Genomic DNA, 14656 nt, shown 5'->3' on the forward strand with positions numbered 1-14656 from the left:
CGAAATCAGGTTGTACCCGGGACGGGCGTTCGAAACTGAGGGTCAGAACTCTTAACCACTCCGGGCCAGAGAGTGATGCCATGCCCAGGGCCCTCCAGGCCAACGAGAGTTCGATGGTCGACACTATCCAGGCCCGGGTCCCTGACTCGATACCGCCGGAAGTAGTCGAAATCGTCCTCGCGCTTCTGGTTCTCACCACCGGTTGGTATCTCTCGAAACTGGTCGTTCGAATCGCCGGTCGCACGGTTGCGCGACGGATCGAGCGGCCGAGCGTCACGCGGTCCGTCCTGCGTGGTCTCCGGCTTGCCGTCCTCCTGTGGGCAGGTATCGTCGCGGCTGGCATCGTCGGGGTCGGAAACACGCAGATCCTCCTGTCGGTAACTGTTATCTCGGCCGTGATAGCGATCGTCCTCGCGCCAATAGTCGGCAGCCTGATCAACGGTCTCTACGTGCTGGCCGATCGGCCCTACGAGATCGGTGACATGATCGAAGTCACCGACGCCGGACACCGCGGTTTCGTCGAGGACATCACGATCCGGTATACCAAGATCTTCACCCTTCAGAATTCCTTTATCGTCATCCCCAACTCCGAGATACACGCACGCGACGTCATCAATTACTCCGCCGAAGACGAACGGACCCGGATATCGATCAGTTTCGATATAACTTACGAAAGCGACCTCGAGGCCGCGCGGCGCGCCGCAGAGCGGGCCGCCCGTGGCGTCGACGAGGTCATCTCCGGCGGCCCGGACATCCGAATCGGCAGCGCCCGGTACGCCGCCGCACCGACCTGCGTTATCCGGGAGTACGGTGATCACGGCATCGGCCTCGACGTGTACTTCTGGATGAGACATCCGTACAAAGAGGTCGTCGTCCGATCCGCGGTCCAGGAAGCGATCGTCGAGCGGTTCGCCGATCTCGACGTCGAATTCGCGTACCCGCACCGCCATCACGTCTTCGACGAGACCAGCGGGGTCGCGCAACTCGCCGTCGACGATTCCGGCTTCGACCGGTCGGTCGCGGACGCGCCAGCCGAGTCCGCCGAGACGGGCGAGGACCCGGGCGACCGATAACCGCGTCACTGGTGGCGGTCTCTCGTGGCGAGGTGGGAGACGTCGCCGTTGCGTTCCCGTGAGCCGACACTGTGGGGGTGATTTATACCGACCCCGGACCAAGTCGAAGCCAGCCGAGAGATGTACGACGACATTCTCATTCCCACCGACGGAAGCGACACGATTTCCGAGACGCTCGCTCACGGGTTGCCGATCGCCGCGAACAACGACGCGACGGTCCACGCGCTCTACGTAGTCGATAGTCGCATCACCGCCGCCGTCGACGAAGAGACCAGCACCGACCTCGAGCGCACGCTCGAGGAGGAAGGGCGACAGGCCGTTTCCGACGTCGAGGAGCGAGCGGTTGCCGACGGTCTCGAGACCGTCGGCGAGGTCCGTACGGGAACGCCAGCGAAGACGATCCTCGAGTACGCAGACGAGCAGGGGATCGATCTGATCGTAATCGGAACGCGGGGCAAAAGTCCTCGCGAGAAGGTAACCTCGCTGGGAAGCGTCTCGGAGCGGGTCGTCGACAACGCGTCGGTTCCGGTGTTCGTCGTCCGGAACGCGGGCGAAACCGAGTAGCGACCGTTCTGCTCCGTCACGAACCGGTCGTCGTCTTGGGACCCGGTCACGGCGGAGAGGATGTCAAACGTGTGCGCTTTCGACCGTGATGACCTCACAGTCGAGGTGGTTTCGCAAATAGCGGTCGATATCGGGGTTGTCCGTCAGGCGCTGGAAGATCCGTCGCAGGCGACTCGCCTGCTTGCTTCCGATGACGACGGCGTCGGCACCCTCCGCGGCGACTTCGTCGAGGATGCTCTCCTCGACGAGAAAGCCGGTCCGGACGACGTAGCGTGCGTTTTCGATCCGTCCGAACGTTCCCTCGACGGCGTTTTTCAGGTCGATACGCGTCACTTTTTTCCCGCTCTGGTAGAGGTCGACGTGCAGTATCGTTAGGTCCGCATCTCGCTCGCGGGCAACCTCGATTGCCTCCTCGAGCGTTCGACGAGAGTGTTTCGTTAACGGATACCGAACGGGAACCACGACCAGCGACATTGGCCATTCGAACGAGTTCTGGCCGGGTAAACCTTTCAGTACGGACAGTCAACACTGTGAATTTGTCTCACGCGGGGGCGTCTCACCCGTCGTCGGACGGAGGGCCCTGCCGGTCTGGTTGACCGCTCGCAGGGGCGAAACCGACCCGGAAAGACACGCATTTACCGCGAGCACTGATACGGTAGGGCATGCAAACCTGGTCGACCGAGGACGGTGAGACCGTCTATATCTCGGAAATGAACGGTGACAAAGGCTCGAAAGGGCCGTTTCTCGTCGCCTACGAAACCCCGGATTTCGACCGTCGCTACGGGTGGTTCTGTACGAACTGCGAGAGTCTCGATAACGCGATGGACGCGATGGGCCGGATCAAGTGCAACCGGTGTGGGAACTTTCGGAAACCGACCGAGTGGGACGCTGCCCACGAATAGTCGCAGCCGCAATCTGCGGATCGGAAAGCGGATCGCGAACGACCGCCACACCAATAATAGACAATTACTGACTGTGAACTCATACCACTAGGTCACTGACCAATCAAATCCGCGACACAGTTCCGGATCCGTGGGACGTAAGCGGTCGTTCTTGTTACGTACCAACATTTATAGTGGTAGCGATCATAGATAGTACCGAATGGGTCCTGTTAACATGCGACTCGTCGAACAGGCCAGGTCGATTTTCGCAGACCTGGGCTACACCGTCGAAGGCAACGGCCCCGAGTTTCGCGCTGAACGAGCATGGAAAGTCGTCCACGTCAATACTGTCCTCGAGTCGGGGAACGTCCCGTCGTCGTCATCGGGGCAGTTCCATTGTTTCGTCGCCGAACCCGACGATGCAGACGATCTCGAGGCTCGACTCGAGCGATCCGAACCGAGCTACGAGTGGGCGATCATCGTCGTCGATGGGGAAGACTATCAGGTCGAACGAGCCCCACCAGGACCGCGAATCTCGGCCTGAAAGTCAGTTCCGCCCGCCCGATAGCAGCCCGATCCCGTTATTTTTCCAGCGCGCGTCGCGTCGCAGTCACGCCGGCACCCGGATCGACGTCCGCTCCCATCGACTCGAGGACGTCTCCGAGGGCCGTCACGACGTAGATGACGTTTTCCGGCCGCGCGGAGTGTCCCATACAGCCGATTCTGAAAATTTCGCCGGCGAGGTCGCCGAGGCCGCCCGCGACCTCGAGATCGTACTGCTCGAGTAGCTGGTTGCAGACGTCCCCGTCGTCTATGCCGTCGGGGACGCGGACGGCGTTCAAACTCGGCAGCCAGTACTCCTCGGGGGCGTTCATCTCGAGTCCCATGGCTTCGACGCCGGCTTTCAACGCGCCGGCGAGCCGTTCGTGGCGATTCCAGCGGTTTTCGATTCCCTCTTCGGCGACGAGCCGCAACGCCTCCCGGATCGCGTAGACGTTGGTGATCGGCGCCGTGTGATGGTACGCTCGTTCGTCACCCCAGTAGCCCTCGAGCAGCGAGAGATCGAGGTACCACGACCGCGGGTCCTCATCGCGTGAGAGCACTTTCTCCATCGCCTCGTCCGAGAGGGTGAGCGGACTCGCACCGGGCGGACAGGAGAGACACTTCTGTGGACCCGAGTAGGCGACGTCGATGTTCCAGTCGTCGACCCGGAGCTCGACGCCGCCCAGCGACGTGACGCTATCGGCGATTACGAGCGCGTCCTGGTCGTGGGCCGCGGCGGTGAGTTCGGGGACGTCGGGTTGAAGGACGCCCGTACTCGTCTCGGCGTGGACGAATCCGAACACGTCGGGGTCGTGTTCGGCCAGCGCGTCCGCCACGTCGTCGGGATCCAGCGGTTCGCCCCAGGGTGCGTCGACTTCGACCACCGTCCCACCGGCCCGGCGAGCCATCGATGCCATTCGACCGCCGAAGTAGCCGTTCGTCGGGACGAGCATCGTATCTCCCGGTTCGACGACGTTTCCGATCGCGGCTTCCATGGCGGCCGAGCCGGTCCCGGAGACCGGAATCGTCCACTGGTTGTCCGTTCGGAACGTGTATCGCAACAGGTCCTGGACCTCGTTCATGATCTCGATAAACGAGGGATCGAGGTGTCCGACGAGCGGCGTGCTCATCGCCCGGAGGACGCGCGGGTTGACGTCACTCGGACCTGGACCCATAAGGGTTCGATCAGGCGGTGTAAGTTCACCAACAGCTGGCGCTCGAGCCGTCTCGGCCTGCGGTTCCTGAGCCATAGACGGGTGCTCGCGTGCCACTCGCAAAGATGTACCGGCATCGGCGAACTGTCGCCAGCGTCGCCGTCACGCTCGCCGCCTGGTTCGATCTCGCGGCGCTGAACGCGCTCTCGTCCGTCCGAATGGCCTCCTGTGCTGTGGTACCGTTCGACGCTGCGTGTCGCTTAAGAGCGCTCGTTGCGTACTCGAACTGCCGTGTTTATCGGTCACGCCCTCTTCGCGTTCGCCGTCGCCGCACTCGTCGCCCAGTCGCGCGGCTGGGATCGCCGTCCGGCGCTACTCGTCGGCGTCGTCGCGGGCGCGTTCGCCGCAGTCCCGGACATCGACGTCGCGTACGCGCTCGTCGGCCTCGCGGATGCCGTCACCGGTTCGGTCGGCGTTCCGACGGCGTTCTGGGCCGCGAGCCGAGAGGTTCACCGCTCGGTCACCCACTCGCTGGTCGTCGGCGCCGTCGCAGCGCCGGCGTTCGGCCTCCTCGCAGCCCGCGACTCGAGTCGCACCTGGCTCGTCCGTGGCGCCGGCAGTGTCCTCCTCGGCGTACTGGTCGCGGTCGCGTTCGTCGACAGCGGCCCGCTCGCCGCGTTCGTCATGGGACTGTTCGCTGCCACCGGCGGTCTCGTCGCCGTCGGGGTCGCCCGCCAGACCCCTCTCTCCGCGTCGGCCATCGGCGTCGCGGCGCTCTGGGGACTCTGGTCGCACCCCTGGGGAGATCTCGTCACCGGCATGCCGCCGGACTGGTTTTTTCCGTTCGGTTCGTCGGTCCTCGAGTCGCGGGTCGTCCTCCATAGCGACCCGACGCTGCATCTACTGGGCGCATTCGCCATCGAACTCGCCACGATCTGGCTCGCGCTGATCGCAGTCTGTCGACTGACGGATCGATCGATCGTGTCCACCGTCAACCGCCGAGCGGCCGTGGGTGCGGCCTACGGCGTCGCCGCGCTCGCAGTGACGCCGCCGACGCTCGAGGTCTCGTATCACTTCGTCTACTCAATCCTCGGTGTCGGCGTTCTCTGTGGAACCGTGCGAGGACCGCCGACGCCGAGGATCGACCGACTGCGTGACCGCTACGTTAGGCGACCCTCGTTCGATGGAACGCTCGAGGTCCTGCTCACCACGATGACGGCCGTAACGCTCGCGCTCGCCGCCTACGCTACCGTATACGTTTTCGTCGTCGCACCATCGTAGGACCCGCCGCGTCGCCGTCCACGCGGATCTCGGACGACCGTTCAGCGACCGGTCACATACGTTTTTGTGAGAACGCTCGGTACGATTCACCGTGTCCCAGACTGCGCTCGAGGGGCTGATCGCCGACGGTCGAACCAACGCGATGGTCGCGTGGGGGCTGATCGTTGTTATCGGCGGAATCGGCCTCGCGGAACTGCTGACGGGCGGAATCCTGTGGGTGACGTTCGCGGCGACTCTCGTGGCCCTGGCGGTTCTCCCACCGGTCGCCTTTCGGTCGGCGCTCGCGATGCTCCCCTGGGAGGTCCTCCTGTTGGCGGCCCTCCCCGTGCTCGGTATGGCGATCAACGCCGACCAACTGACCGGTCACTTCGCCGCGTATCTCTCGGTCGCGGCTATCGCGCTCGTTCTCGCCGTCGAACTCCACTCGTTTACGACCGTTCGAATGACCCCCAGCTTCGCCGTGGTCCTCGTCGTCGTCGGAACCATGGCCGCGGCGGGGCTGTGGGCGCTGCTGCGGTGGAGCGCCGAAAAGACGCTCGGTATTCCGTTTACGGCCGACCACGACGCGGTAATGTGGGAATTCGTCTACTCCGCCGTCGCTGGACTCGGTGCCGGCGTCGTCTTCGAACTCTATTTCAGACGACTCGCCCGCCCCGAACAGCGGCTTCCGGAAGACGCCCAGCCGGCCTCGGAGGTGCGCGATGCGTAGTCTTGCGAGCCGACTCCCCTCCAAGCGCCGTCAGCGCCAGCTCACTTATCTCATGGAAGTCGGATTGATCGGCATGCTGTTCGTCGGGATCGACCGCGGCAACGCCGGGATCGTGATCAACACCGCCGTGGCCCTGGCCGTCACTCAGCTCCCGCCGGTCCTGGAGCGTGACTACGAGATTCCGATGGACCCTCGCCTCACGCTGTGGATCACGACCGCCGTCTTCCTCCACGCGTTCGGTACCGTCGGTCTGCCCGGTGGTACCACGACGCTGTACACCGATGTCTGGTGGTGGGATCACCTGACGCACGCGCTGTCGGCGTCGCTCGTCGCCGCCGCGGGATACGCCACCGTGCGCGCGTTCGACGAACACGCCGACGGCGTGCACCTCCCTCAGCGGTTCATAGCGGTGTTCATTCTGCTTTTCGTCCTCGCCTTCGGCGTCCTCTGGGAAATCCTCGAGTTCGCCATCGCGCTGTCGGCCGATACGTTCGGGATCGACGCCGTCCTCACGCAGTACGGACTCGGCGACACGATGCTCGATTTCGTCTTCAACTCGATCGGCGCGCTCCTCGTCGCGCTCTGGGGCGGCGCCTACCTCACCGACGTTTCGGGCGCGATCCGCGAGCGGTTCGACTCGCGAGCCGATTGACGTTTCCGTTCCCATTCCCGTTCCCGTTCGCCGTGGCCGCACTTCCGCGGCCTTCGGGACGGCACACGATCGTCACGGGTGGTACCTCGTCGGAGTAGGGGCCGTCGGAGACGGCCTCCTCACGCTCGTCGTCGAGTTCGCCCCAGAGATGGCGTTCGGTAGCGCTGCTGTGGCGCTGTTTTCGATCGGCGTCCGCGAGCACAGACGCCGCGAGGCGAGCGAGCGCCTCGCGGAGCCCATCCCGTGGACCGAGAGACGGTCTACCGGAAGTGTACCGAACGACGACGCGAGTCGTTGACCGAACTCGACGGGAACGCGAGCGGTAGCGGCCAGGAGGAGTCGGATGCAGTTTCACGAGAGTGTCAGCGGTCAGTTCACGTTCGACCGATAGCCGCCCCCTACCGCGCTGAATCGACGGGGAGCTTTACGTCGTTACGCGGTGTAGCACGTCGAGCCATGGTATTCAAGAAGATCAGACTCATTGGCACCAGTCCCGATAGTTTCGACGCAGCGGCCGACAACGCGATCGACCGCGCGGAAGAGACACTCGAGCACGTCCACTGGATCGAGGTCGACGAACTCGGGGTCGAAGTCGCGAGCGTCGACGACCGAGAGTACCAGGCCGAAGTCACCGTCGCGTTCCAACTCGAGGAGTAACCCGCGCGGCGTTCCGATCACCGTCACGCACCGTCCCTTTCTTTCGCGTCCGGCCCCTCGAGACCGTGGCTCTTCGACGGCGTGTCAGAACGGTCGAAAACGAGTGGACGAAGGGAGCGTGTGGAGACTGGTTCGAACGGGATCGAGTCGGGTCGAGCGAGTCGAACCGCTGGTCCGATCGCTACGTCCGGAACGACTCACCGCAGCCGCACTCGCTGACGACGTTCGGGTTTTCGACGTGGAACCCTTCGGCTTGCAAGCCGTCCTCGTAGTCGAGGACGCTGCCTTCGATGTACTTCAGACTCGCCGGATCGACGAACACGCGCAGTTCGTGGTGTTCGTAGATCGTGTCGTCTTCGTCCGGCGCGTCGTCGAATCGCATCCCGTAGGAGAGGCCGGCACAGCCGCCTTGCTGAACGAACAGTCGAAGCCCGGCTTCCGTCGCGTCGAGGCCCTCGCTCTCGAGCAGCGAGAGGGCCTCATCTGCCGCGTCTTCGGTTACTTCGATCTCCGGGCGCGTCTCCGCCGTCCCGCCGTCCATACTGTCCGTACTCATATCACCACCTTTCGTCGCAACGATGTTAACTGTGACGCCCTTCGAACGCGTCCGGGCTAGCTCCTTTCGGTTACGAACGGCCTCGCGTCCGATTACGTACCGCCGGCGCGTCCGGTCGCGAACCGCCGCGTCTCACTCTCGCCGCACTCCACTCGGGACCCAGTCGCACTGCTCTCGAGACGTTAGAGACCCGAGCGACGTTGAAACGACCGATAACACGTTCCGAATTGCCGTCTGTCGTTCCGCGAGAGCTCGATATCGTGTTTTGCGAGCAATTCGAGCATCCGCTTTAGGTCGCAATCGTACCACACCGAGAGGAGCCGCACGTTCTTCTGTGCGTAGTCGTAGTTGCGCTCCAGGACGCGCTCGTCCATCGGGTCGACATGCGGTTCCATCTCGTTTCCTCTTCCGTCCTCCAGCCACGTAAAACCAGTTTGCAACTCGTCGACCTGAATCCGAACCGAGCGACAGCAGATGACCGTTCGCTCCGTCACGTTACCGCTCGCTACGTGTTCGTTTCGTCCTCGAGTCGGATTCGCACGCTCTCGGCGTGCGCTTCGAGCCCCTCCGCATCGGCCAGGGTGGTGATCGTCTCTCCGAGGTCTGCGAGACCGTCGCCCGAGAGTCGCTGGACCGTCGTCGAGCGGAGGAACGTTTCGACCGAGAGGCCGCCGGTCACCCGCGCCCCGCCGTTGGTCGGAAGGACGTGATTGGTACCGCTCGCGTAGTCGCCGGCAGCGACGGGAGTATTCGACCCGAGGAAGACGCTGCCCGCGCTGTCGATCCGCTCGAGGATCGACTCGTCGTCCGCCGCGATGATCGAGAGGTGTTCGGGTGCGTACGCCTCCGTAAAGAGGATCGCCTCGCTCATCGACCGGGCGTGGAGGACGCCGCTCGCGTCGTTCGCGAGGGCCTCTCGAATGACGTCCGCGCGTTCCCGTTCGCTCGCCTGGTCGTCGACGGCTGCGGCCACGGCGTTGGCGGTCGTCTCGTCGTCGGTGACGGCCACAACGGACGCGTTCGGATCGTGTTCGGCCTGCGCGACCAGTTCCGCCGCGACCAGATCTGGCGGCGCCGTCTCGTCGGCGATCACGACGACTTCGCTCGGTCCCGCGAGGAAGTCGATCTCCACGTCGCCGCGCACCACTCCTTTCGCCGCCGCCACCCACTTGTTCCCCGGACCGACGATCTTCCGGACGCGGTCGATCGTCTCCGTCCCGTAGGCGAGCCCCGCGACGGCCTGTGCACCGCCGACGCTGTAGACGACGTCCGCACCCGCGGCGTGGATCGCAGCTAACGTGACGGGATTCAGATCTTCCGCCGGCGGCGTGACGACCGCGACGTGGTCGACGCCCGCGACGACCGCCGGGACGATGCCCATGATCGCGCTCGAGGGATACGCCGCCGAGCCGCCGGGGACGTACACGCCAACGCGCTCTATGGGCCGAAACCGCCGACCGAGCGTCCGACCCGGCCCGAATTCTCGCTGCCAGTCTTCCGGAAGCTGGGCCTCGTGAAACTCGCGGACGTTCGCCGCAGCCGTCTCGATCGCCGTTCGCGTCTCCTCGTTGATCCCGTCGACGGCTCGCTCGCAGTGGTCGGTGATCTCGAGATTGCCGAGTTCGACGCCGTCGAACTCGCCCGTGAATTCGCGGACGGCGACGTCGCCTTCCTCGCGAACGCGATCGACGATCTCTCGAACGTCGTCCGTGACCGCTTCGATACCGGCGTCGCGCTCGAAGAAGGCCGCGCGGTCTCCCGGCCCGAGGTCCCCGATCGCCTGGACGTCGATTGTCATAGCGTCAGGTTCGGACGGCGGCGAAAAAACGGTTTCCTTCCGCTCACGCGTCGGGGTTCTCGACCTTCCAGATGCCGACGGCGTCGAGACACGCCCGGACGAACAGATAGACGAGCAGCCCGAACCCGACGACGGCGAGCGGTGCCTGCACCAGATTCGCGAGTTCGACCTCGAAGAAGATCCGAGTGAGCCCGCGGACGACGAAGCTCACGGTCACGAGCCCGAACGCGACGAGCGAGAGTTTGACGAATCCCGATCGGTCCATGTCTCACCGTACGACCACGGTCGCTAAATGGTGTCGGTTGATCTCACGCCGGCGGAGACGGGCTCGCTCGGTCGATCGACACGACCCGTCACTGAACGTCGGCGCTGGCGGCGCGGCCGATCGCGTAGACGGCAACGGACCCTAATACCAGCGCGAGACCCACGAGGACGGCCAGGGCCGGGACGAGCGTGTTCCACAGTCCCTCGAAGCGCGTGACCTCGATGACCGTCATCGTATCCTCGCCTAGCATCACGGCGCGGGTGGCGTCGACCCCGTAAGTGATCGGATTGAACGTCGCGACCGTCTGAATCCAGTCCGGAAGCGCCGGCAGCGGCAGGAACGCACTCGAGACGAACAGCAGAGGTAACTGCAACAGGTTCGCCCCGATGATCGTCGACTCCTCGTCGCGAGTCACGACGGCCAGCACGTTCGAGAACGCGGTAAACCAGATCGAGAACACGACGCAAATGGCCGCAATCGCGACGGCGCCGATCACCCCGGTCTCGATTTCGGCGCCGAGCGCGACACCGAGTCCCAGCACGATCGTGACCTGGGCGACGATCCGAACGATCTCCGCCAGCGTCTTCCCCAGAAAGACGGCGGTTCGATTCATCGGACTGACCAGAATTTTCTCGAACATACCGGTCTCGATGTCGTTGACCAGCCCGATCCCCGACGTCGCGGCCGCGACCAGCGCCACCTGGATGACGATCGCGGGCACGAGGTACGTCTCGTACGTGATTCCCTCGAGGGCGCCCGTCGCGACGCCGCCGAACACCTGGGTGAACAACACGAGGAATATGATCGGCTGAACGAGCGAGACCACGAGAACGAACGGGTTTCGAACCGACTTGATCGTCCACCGAACGAACGTGACCCAAACGTCGCTCGCGAAGGACCCGCCGTGGCCGTCCACGTTCGGTGTGCTCATCGGTTCGCCCCCTCGCCGTCGGCATCGCCGGCTCCGCCGGCACCGACGGCGCCGTCTCGCTCGCCGCTCGAGTCGCGACCGCCGTCGCCGATGCTCTCGGATCGCGGGCCCCCGTTCGGCGTCGGCTCACCGTCGACGGCAGTCGGTTCCGGACGCTCGTCCGTCACCGCGAGGAACACGTCGTCGAGCGTCGGTGCTCGGATATCGAATCCGACCACGTCGATCCCGGCGTCCCGTAACGCGACCAGCAAGTCAGTCCCGCGCGTCCGCGCGTCGCGTGCGGTGACCTCCAGGCCGGTCTTCGTCGGTTCGATCGTCGCTCCCTCCACGAACAGCTTCTCGTCGCGGGCCACCGTCACCGCGCGATCGCTCGATTCGGGATCCGCCAGTTCGACCGCGAGAATCTCCCCGCCGACCCGACGTTTCAGTTCTGCCGGCGTCCCCTCCGCGACCACCGACCCGCTCTGAATAACTGACAACCGGTCGCACAGCTGATCCGCTTCCTCGAGATACTGGGTCGTCAAGAAAACGGTCGTCCCTGCGTCGTTGATCCGTCGAAAGTACTCCCAGAGGCGATTCCGCGCCGCCGGATCGAGCCCGGTCGTCGGCTCGTCGAGGAAGACGAGCCGTGGCTGGTGAACCAGCGCTGTCGCCGCGTCGAGGCGCTTTTTCATCCCGCCCGAGAAGTCGTCGGCGACCTTGTCCCCGACGTCGGTTAGCTCCACGAGTTCGAGCAGTTCTTCGATTCGGTCGCTCCGATCGGCCCGCGCGACGCCGTAGGCATCGCACGCGAACCGGAGGTTCTCGCGCGCCGTCAGCTCGGGATCGATACTCGTCTCCTGTGCCATATATCCGACCGTCGCGCGCACGTGATGCGGGTCCGCGATGGCGTCGAACCCGTTCACCGCTATCGAACCCTCGGTCGGTCGCAGCAACGTCACCAGCGTCTTGATTACCGTCGTTTTTCCAGCGCCGTTCGGCCCGAGAAACCCGAAGAACTCCCCCTCATCCACGAGCAGGTCGACACCCCGGACCGCTTCGGTCCCGTCTGCGTACGTTACTGCCACGTCACGGGCCTCGATAGCGTAGTCGGTCACAGTCGTGTTTGGTCGGGCATCGAAATATACCTGCGAGTTCGAAATCGCTACGTAACTTCGAATTTCGAACTCCCGAGATCCGGTCACTCGTCGGTCGGCTCGAGGCCGTACCGTCCGTCGGTCATCGGGAGTTACGAGTTCACCGCTCGAACCGCCGTCCCGCGTGGTCGCCGACCTCTCGTTCGGCCGACGTCACACCCTTATGATTCGACCCGTGGAAGCATCGCGTATGCAACCGGCGGTATTCTATTCGACCGGCCGAACCGCTCGCCTGCCCCCTCGACCGGCGCCCGAAGGCGCACTCGACGGCGTCCGCACACCCCGACTCGCCTCGAGGAGCGGCCTCGCCTTCGCGAATGGCAGACGGTGAGATCGGTATGACCGAACGCCGTTCGATCGCCCGCCGCGGTACGCTCGCCGTCGTCGGTGCCGTCGTGGCGAACTTGCTCGTTCTCGGCGCCGCCCTCCTCCTCCTCGGATCTGGGAGTTTCGAGCCGTTCAGCGTCGGTTCGGTCGCCTTCGTGTCCGCTATCGGCGCCCTCGGTGCGACGGTCGTCTACGCCGTCCTGGCTCGACTGCGCGAGCGTCCGACTCGTCCCTTCGTCGCGCTCGCCTCGATCGTCCTGCTCCTCTCGTTCGCGACGCTTCCCGAGGCGGCGTCACTCGAGGGCGCGACCTCGAGCCGACTCCTCGTTCTGGCGCTCATGCACGTCGTCGCCGCAATCGTCGCCGTAGCAGCCCTCGTCGGTGGCCACCGATGAGAGGCGTCCTCGTAACCGGGGCCACCGGCACCGTCGGCCGTCACGTCGTCGACGGGCTCCGCGACGCGGCGGACGTTTCCGTCACGGCGGCGAGCCGGGACCCCGATCGGGCTCGCGATCGGGTTCGCTGTCCGACCGTCGCGTTCGACTTCACCGATCCGACGACCTACCGCGATGCGTTCGCCGACGTCGATTCCATGTTCCTCGTTCGACCGCCCGCACTGTCCCGCGTTCGTCGGGACGTGCGTCCCTCCTTGGACGCGGCCCTCGATTCCGGCGTCGAACACGTCGTCTTCCTCTCAGTCGTCGGCGCCGACCGGATCCCGCTCGTTCCCCACGCGCGCATCGAGTCCTGGCTCGAAGCCGCCGACGCCGAGACGACGTTCCTTCGGGCGTCGTTTTTCATGCAGACCCTCTCTACGACTCACCGCGAGGACGTTCGCGACGGCCGCCTCGCCGTCCCCGCTGGCGACGGGAAAACGAGTCTCGTGGACGCTCGGGACGTCGCCGCCGTCGCCGTCCGGACGCTTCGACGGGACCACACGGGAACGTACGATCTCACCGGGCCGGACGCGCTGTCGTACGCCGAGGTCTGCTGGCAGCTTTCGATGGTACTCGACCGCGACGTCGAGTACGTCGATCCGTCACTCCCTCGATTCGTCGTCTCGCAGTATCGACGGGACGTCCCCGTGGCGAAGGTCGCTGCGATGGCCGCGATTTACACCACCGCCCGGCTCGGCCTCGCCGATCGGGTGACCGACGACGTTCGATCGATACTCGGCCGTCCGCCGACCGATTTCCTGACGTTCGCCCGCGATACTCGAACGGCCTGGACGTAGCCATTCCTCTCCGATGGCGAGAGGGATCCTGTAATCGTTGCTTTCTCGTTTTTCGTCTGCTCCCGACGTCGTCTCCGCTCCGGTTCGTGTCTGCGGAACGGGCCGATCGAACGCGCACGGGACTGCAAGCGCTGCATAACTATTCTGCGTCGACCGGACCACCGTTCTATGTGGCCGTGGGAACACGCAATCGTCGGTTATCTCGCGTACTCGGTGTGTTGTCACCTTCTCTTCCGCGATTCGCCCGGTGGGCTCGAGGCGTTCGTCGTCGTTCTGGCCTCGACCCTCCCGGATCTGATCGACAAGCCCCTCGCGTGGGAGTACGGCGTCTTCGAGGCGGGGTACGCTCTCGGCCACTCCGTGTTCTTCATCCTTCCGCTGTCGATCGCCGCCGGAACGATCGCATACGCGGCCGGCCGGCCGCGAACCGGCCTCGCCTTCGGGATCGGCATCTTCTTGCATCCCCCGGGTGACGTCCTCTACTCCTACGTCAGTCAGGGAATCGTCCAGATCGAACTCATGCTCTGGCCCGTCGTGACCGTTTCCGGCCCGCCTCCCAGCCGCGGATTGTTCGAGTCGTTCGAACTGCTGTTCGGTCGCTACCTGGCCGACCTGCTCGCGGGAGACGTCTCGACGTACGTCTGGCTCCAGTTCGGACTCGCCGGCTTCGCGTTCCTGCTGTGGCTCTACGACGGCGTCCCCGTTCTCCGCGAGTGCCTGCTGGGGGGCAAACGGGCCCTTCCGGGATTCAGTAACTCGAGTTCGAAGTGACCGGGCGCCTCGAGACTATTTCTCCCGTCATTCCCGTGTCTTACCCGGCACCGAATACCGAGTGGCGGATACCGAGTGTTCGCTTGACGGCTGCCGTCCGCTCCCCGGCCCCGTCTTGTCTCTG

The 14656-nt window shown here is 64.7% G+C and carries 19 protein-coding genes; 11 read left to right on the top strand and 8 right to left on the bottom strand.

Annotation, left to right across the window (positions count from 1 at the left end; genetic code table 11):
- Window positions 1-80: 80 nt before the first annotated feature.
- Window positions 81-1073, top strand: a complete 993-nt coding sequence (locus tag NJT13_RS01060; RefSeq protein ID WP_254523651.1) for a mechanosensitive ion channel family protein — start codon at window positions 81-83, stop codon at window positions 1071-1073.
- Between the two features lie 120 nt (window positions 1074-1193).
- Window positions 1194-1637 (top strand): universal stress protein, encoded by a 444-nt coding sequence (locus NJT13_RS01065; protein ID WP_254523652.1) that lies wholly within the window; start codon window positions 1194-1196, stop codon window positions 1635-1637.
- A gap of 63 nt (window positions 1638-1700) precedes the next feature.
- Here the strand turns inward: NJT13_RS01065 and NJT13_RS01070 are convergent, their stop codons facing one another.
- On the bottom strand, window positions 1701-2111 hold the full coding sequence (locus NJT13_RS01070; RefSeq protein ID WP_254523653.1) for a universal stress protein: 411 nt from the start codon (window positions 2109-2111) through the stop codon (window positions 1701-1703).
- Window positions 2112-2299: 188 nt separating this feature from the next.
- Between NJT13_RS01070 and NJT13_RS01075 the strand changes: the two genes are divergently transcribed.
- Both NJT13_RS01075 and NJT13_RS01080 read left to right on the top strand, forming a co-directional pair.
- Window positions 2300-2539 (top strand): DUF5816 domain-containing protein, encoded by a 240-nt coding sequence (locus NJT13_RS01075; protein ID WP_254523654.1) that lies wholly within the window; start codon window positions 2300-2302, stop codon window positions 2537-2539.
- 214 nt (window positions 2540-2753) lie between these two features.
- Window positions 2754-3062 carry a DUF7116 family protein gene (locus tag NJT13_RS01080; protein WP_254525358.1) on the top strand — a complete coding sequence of 103 codons (309 nt, stop codon included), beginning with the start codon at window positions 2754-2756 and terminating at the stop codon, window positions 3060-3062.
- Between the two features lie 37 nt (window positions 3063-3099).
- Here the strand turns inward: NJT13_RS01080 and NJT13_RS01085 are convergent, their stop codons facing one another.
- On the bottom strand, window positions 3100-4311 hold the full coding sequence (locus tag NJT13_RS01085) for a pyridoxal-phosphate-dependent aminotransferase family protein (RefSeq protein ID WP_254523655.1): 1212 nt from the start codon (window positions 4309-4311) through the stop codon (window positions 3100-3102).
- 195 nt (window positions 4312-4506) lie between these two features.
- Between NJT13_RS01085 and NJT13_RS01090 the strand changes: the two genes are divergently transcribed.
- The 4 genes from NJT13_RS01090 (at window position 4507) to NJT13_RS01105 (ending at window position 7514) form a co-directional block, all read left to right on the top strand.
- Complete coding sequence (locus NJT13_RS01090; protein ID WP_254523656.1) at window positions 4507-5496, top strand: metal-dependent hydrolase; 990 nt, start codon at window positions 4507-4509, stop codon at window positions 5494-5496.
- 91 nt (window positions 5497-5587) lie between these two features.
- The gene (locus NJT13_RS01095) at window positions 5588-6205 is read left to right on the top strand and encodes a hypothetical protein (RefSeq protein WP_254523657.1); all 618 of its coding nucleotides are present in this window, start codon (window positions 5588-5590) and stop codon (window positions 6203-6205) included.
- Window positions 6198-6857 carry a DUF2238 domain-containing protein gene (locus NJT13_RS01100; RefSeq protein WP_254523658.1) on the top strand — a complete coding sequence of 220 codons (660 nt, stop codon included), beginning with the start codon at window positions 6198-6200 and terminating at the stop codon, window positions 6855-6857. The genes NJT13_RS01095 and NJT13_RS01100 overlap by 8 nt, the downstream gene beginning before the upstream one ends.
- Window positions 6858-7313: 456 nt before the next feature.
- Window positions 7314-7514 (top strand): dodecin, encoded by a 201-nt coding sequence (locus NJT13_RS01105; RefSeq protein WP_254525360.1) that lies wholly within the window; start codon window positions 7314-7316, stop codon window positions 7512-7514.
- Between the two features lie 181 nt (window positions 7515-7695).
- On the opposite strand, the gene NJT13_RS01110 is transcribed toward NJT13_RS01105, so the two are convergent.
- From NJT13_RS01110 to NJT13_RS01135, 6 genes are all read right to left on the bottom strand, one after another.
- Entirely contained in the window at window positions 7696-8070 is a 375-nt protein-coding gene (locus NJT13_RS01110) for a HesB/IscA family protein (RefSeq protein ID WP_254523659.1), read from the bottom strand.
- 182 nt (window positions 8071-8252) lie between these two features.
- Complete coding sequence (locus tag NJT13_RS01115) at window positions 8253-8465, bottom strand: hypothetical protein (protein ID WP_254523660.1); 213 nt, start codon at window positions 8463-8465, stop codon at window positions 8253-8255.
- 110 nt (window positions 8466-8575) lie between these two features.
- A complete protein-coding gene (hisD, locus tag NJT13_RS01120) occupies window positions 8576-9868 on the bottom strand; it encodes a histidinol dehydrogenase (protein WP_254523661.1) in 1293 nt (430 codons plus the stop codon).
- A 43-nt stretch (window positions 9869-9911) separates the two neighbouring features.
- The gene (locus tag NJT13_RS01125) at window positions 9912-10133 is read right to left on the bottom strand and encodes a hypothetical protein (RefSeq protein WP_254523662.1); all 222 of its coding nucleotides are present in this window, start codon (window positions 10131-10133) and stop codon (window positions 9912-9914) included.
- A gap of 88 nt (window positions 10134-10221) precedes the next feature.
- Window positions 10222-11064, bottom strand: coding sequence for an ABC transporter permease (locus tag NJT13_RS01130; protein ID WP_254523663.1), 843 nt, complete (start codon window positions 11062-11064; stop codon window positions 10222-10224).
- Window positions 11061-12161: an ABC transporter ATP-binding protein gene (locus tag NJT13_RS01135; protein ID WP_254523664.1), complete on the bottom strand. Its 1101-nt coding sequence runs from the start codon at window positions 12159-12161 to the stop codon at window positions 11061-11063. The genes NJT13_RS01130 and NJT13_RS01135 overlap by 4 nt, the downstream gene beginning before the upstream one ends.
- Window positions 12162-12538: 377 nt before the next feature.
- Between NJT13_RS01135 and NJT13_RS01140 the strand changes: the two genes are divergently transcribed.
- The 3 genes from NJT13_RS01140 to NJT13_RS01150 all read left to right on the top strand — a co-directional run bounded on the left by NJT13_RS01140 (window position 12539) and on the right by NJT13_RS01150 (window position 14532).
- Entirely contained in the window at window positions 12539-12922 is a 384-nt protein-coding gene (locus NJT13_RS01140; RefSeq protein WP_254523665.1) for a DUF6069 family protein, read from the top strand.
- Complete coding sequence (locus NJT13_RS01145; RefSeq protein ID WP_254523666.1) at window positions 12919-13761, top strand: NmrA family NAD(P)-binding protein; 843 nt, start codon at window positions 12919-12921, stop codon at window positions 13759-13761. The genes NJT13_RS01140 and NJT13_RS01145 overlap by 4 nt, the downstream gene beginning before the upstream one ends.
- A gap of 168 nt (window positions 13762-13929) precedes the next feature.
- Window positions 13930-14532 carry a metal-dependent hydrolase gene (locus tag NJT13_RS01150; protein ID WP_254523667.1) on the top strand — a complete coding sequence of 201 codons (603 nt, stop codon included), beginning with the start codon at window positions 13930-13932 and terminating at the stop codon, window positions 14530-14532.
- The last annotated feature ends 124 nt before the right edge of the window (window positions 14533-14656 follow it).

Origin of the sequence: Natrinema caseinilyticum (assembly GCF_024227435.1) — an archaeon.
Taxonomy (GTDB): Archaea; Halobacteriota; Halobacteria; order Halobacteriales; family Natrialbaceae; genus Natrinema; species Natrinema caseinilyticum.

What these genes read in the sequence shown, in the direction of transcription:
- NJT13_RS01075 (WP_254523654.1), top strand. Translation starts at nt 2,300, where the DNA reads ATGCAAACCTGGTCGACCGAGGACGGTGAGACCGTCTATATCTCGGAA.
- NJT13_RS01105 (WP_254525360.1), top strand. Translation starts at nt 7,314, where the DNA reads ATGGTATTCAAGAAGATCAGACTCATTGGCACCAGTCCCGATAGTTTC.
- hisD (WP_254523661.1), bottom strand. Translation starts at nt 9,868, where the DNA reads ATGACAATCGACGTCCAGGCGATCGGGGACCTCGGGCCGGGAGACCGC.
- NJT13_RS01140 (WP_254523665.1), top strand. Translation starts at nt 12,539, where the DNA reads ATGACCGAACGCCGTTCGATCGCCCGCCGCGGTACGCTCGCCGTCGTC.
- NJT13_RS01100 (WP_254523658.1), top strand. Translation starts at nt 6,198, where the DNA reads ATGCGTAGTCTTGCGAGCCGACTCCCCTCCAAGCGCCGTCAGCGCCAG.
- NJT13_RS01110 (WP_254523659.1), bottom strand. Translation starts at nt 8,070, where the DNA reads ATGAGTACGGACAGTATGGACGGCGGGACGGCGGAGACGCGCCCGGAG.
- NJT13_RS01115 (WP_254523660.1), bottom strand. Translation starts at nt 8,465, where the DNA reads ATGGAACCGCATGTCGACCCGATGGACGAGCGCGTCCTGGAGCGCAAC.
- NJT13_RS01070 (WP_254523653.1), bottom strand. Translation starts at nt 2,111, where the DNA reads ATGTCGCTGGTCGTGGTTCCCGTTCGGTATCCGTTAACGAAACACTCT.
- NJT13_RS01060 (WP_254523651.1), top strand. Translation starts at nt 81, where the DNA reads ATGCCCAGGGCCCTCCAGGCCAACGAGAGTTCGATGGTCGACACTATC.
- NJT13_RS01125 (WP_254523662.1), bottom strand. Translation starts at nt 10,133, where the DNA reads ATGGACCGATCGGGATTCGTCAAACTCTCGCTCGTCGCGTTCGGGCTC.
- NJT13_RS01085 (WP_254523655.1), bottom strand. Translation starts at nt 4,311, where the DNA reads ATGGCTCAGGAACCGCAGGCCGAGACGGCTCGAGCGCCAGCTGTTGGT.
- NJT13_RS01130 (WP_254523663.1), bottom strand. Translation starts at nt 11,064, where the DNA reads ATGAGCACACCGAACGTGGACGGCCACGGCGGGTCCTTCGCGAGCGAC.
- NJT13_RS01065 (WP_254523652.1), top strand. Translation starts at nt 1,194, where the DNA reads ATGTACGACGACATTCTCATTCCCACCGACGGAAGCGACACGATTTCC.
- NJT13_RS01080 (WP_254525358.1), top strand. Translation starts at nt 2,754, where the DNA reads ATGCGACTCGTCGAACAGGCCAGGTCGATTTTCGCAGACCTGGGCTAC.
- NJT13_RS01150 (WP_254523667.1), top strand. Translation starts at nt 13,930, where the DNA reads ATGTGGCCGTGGGAACACGCAATCGTCGGTTATCTCGCGTACTCGGTG.
- NJT13_RS01145 (WP_254523666.1), top strand. Translation starts at nt 12,919, where the DNA reads ATGAGAGGCGTCCTCGTAACCGGGGCCACCGGCACCGTCGGCCGTCAC.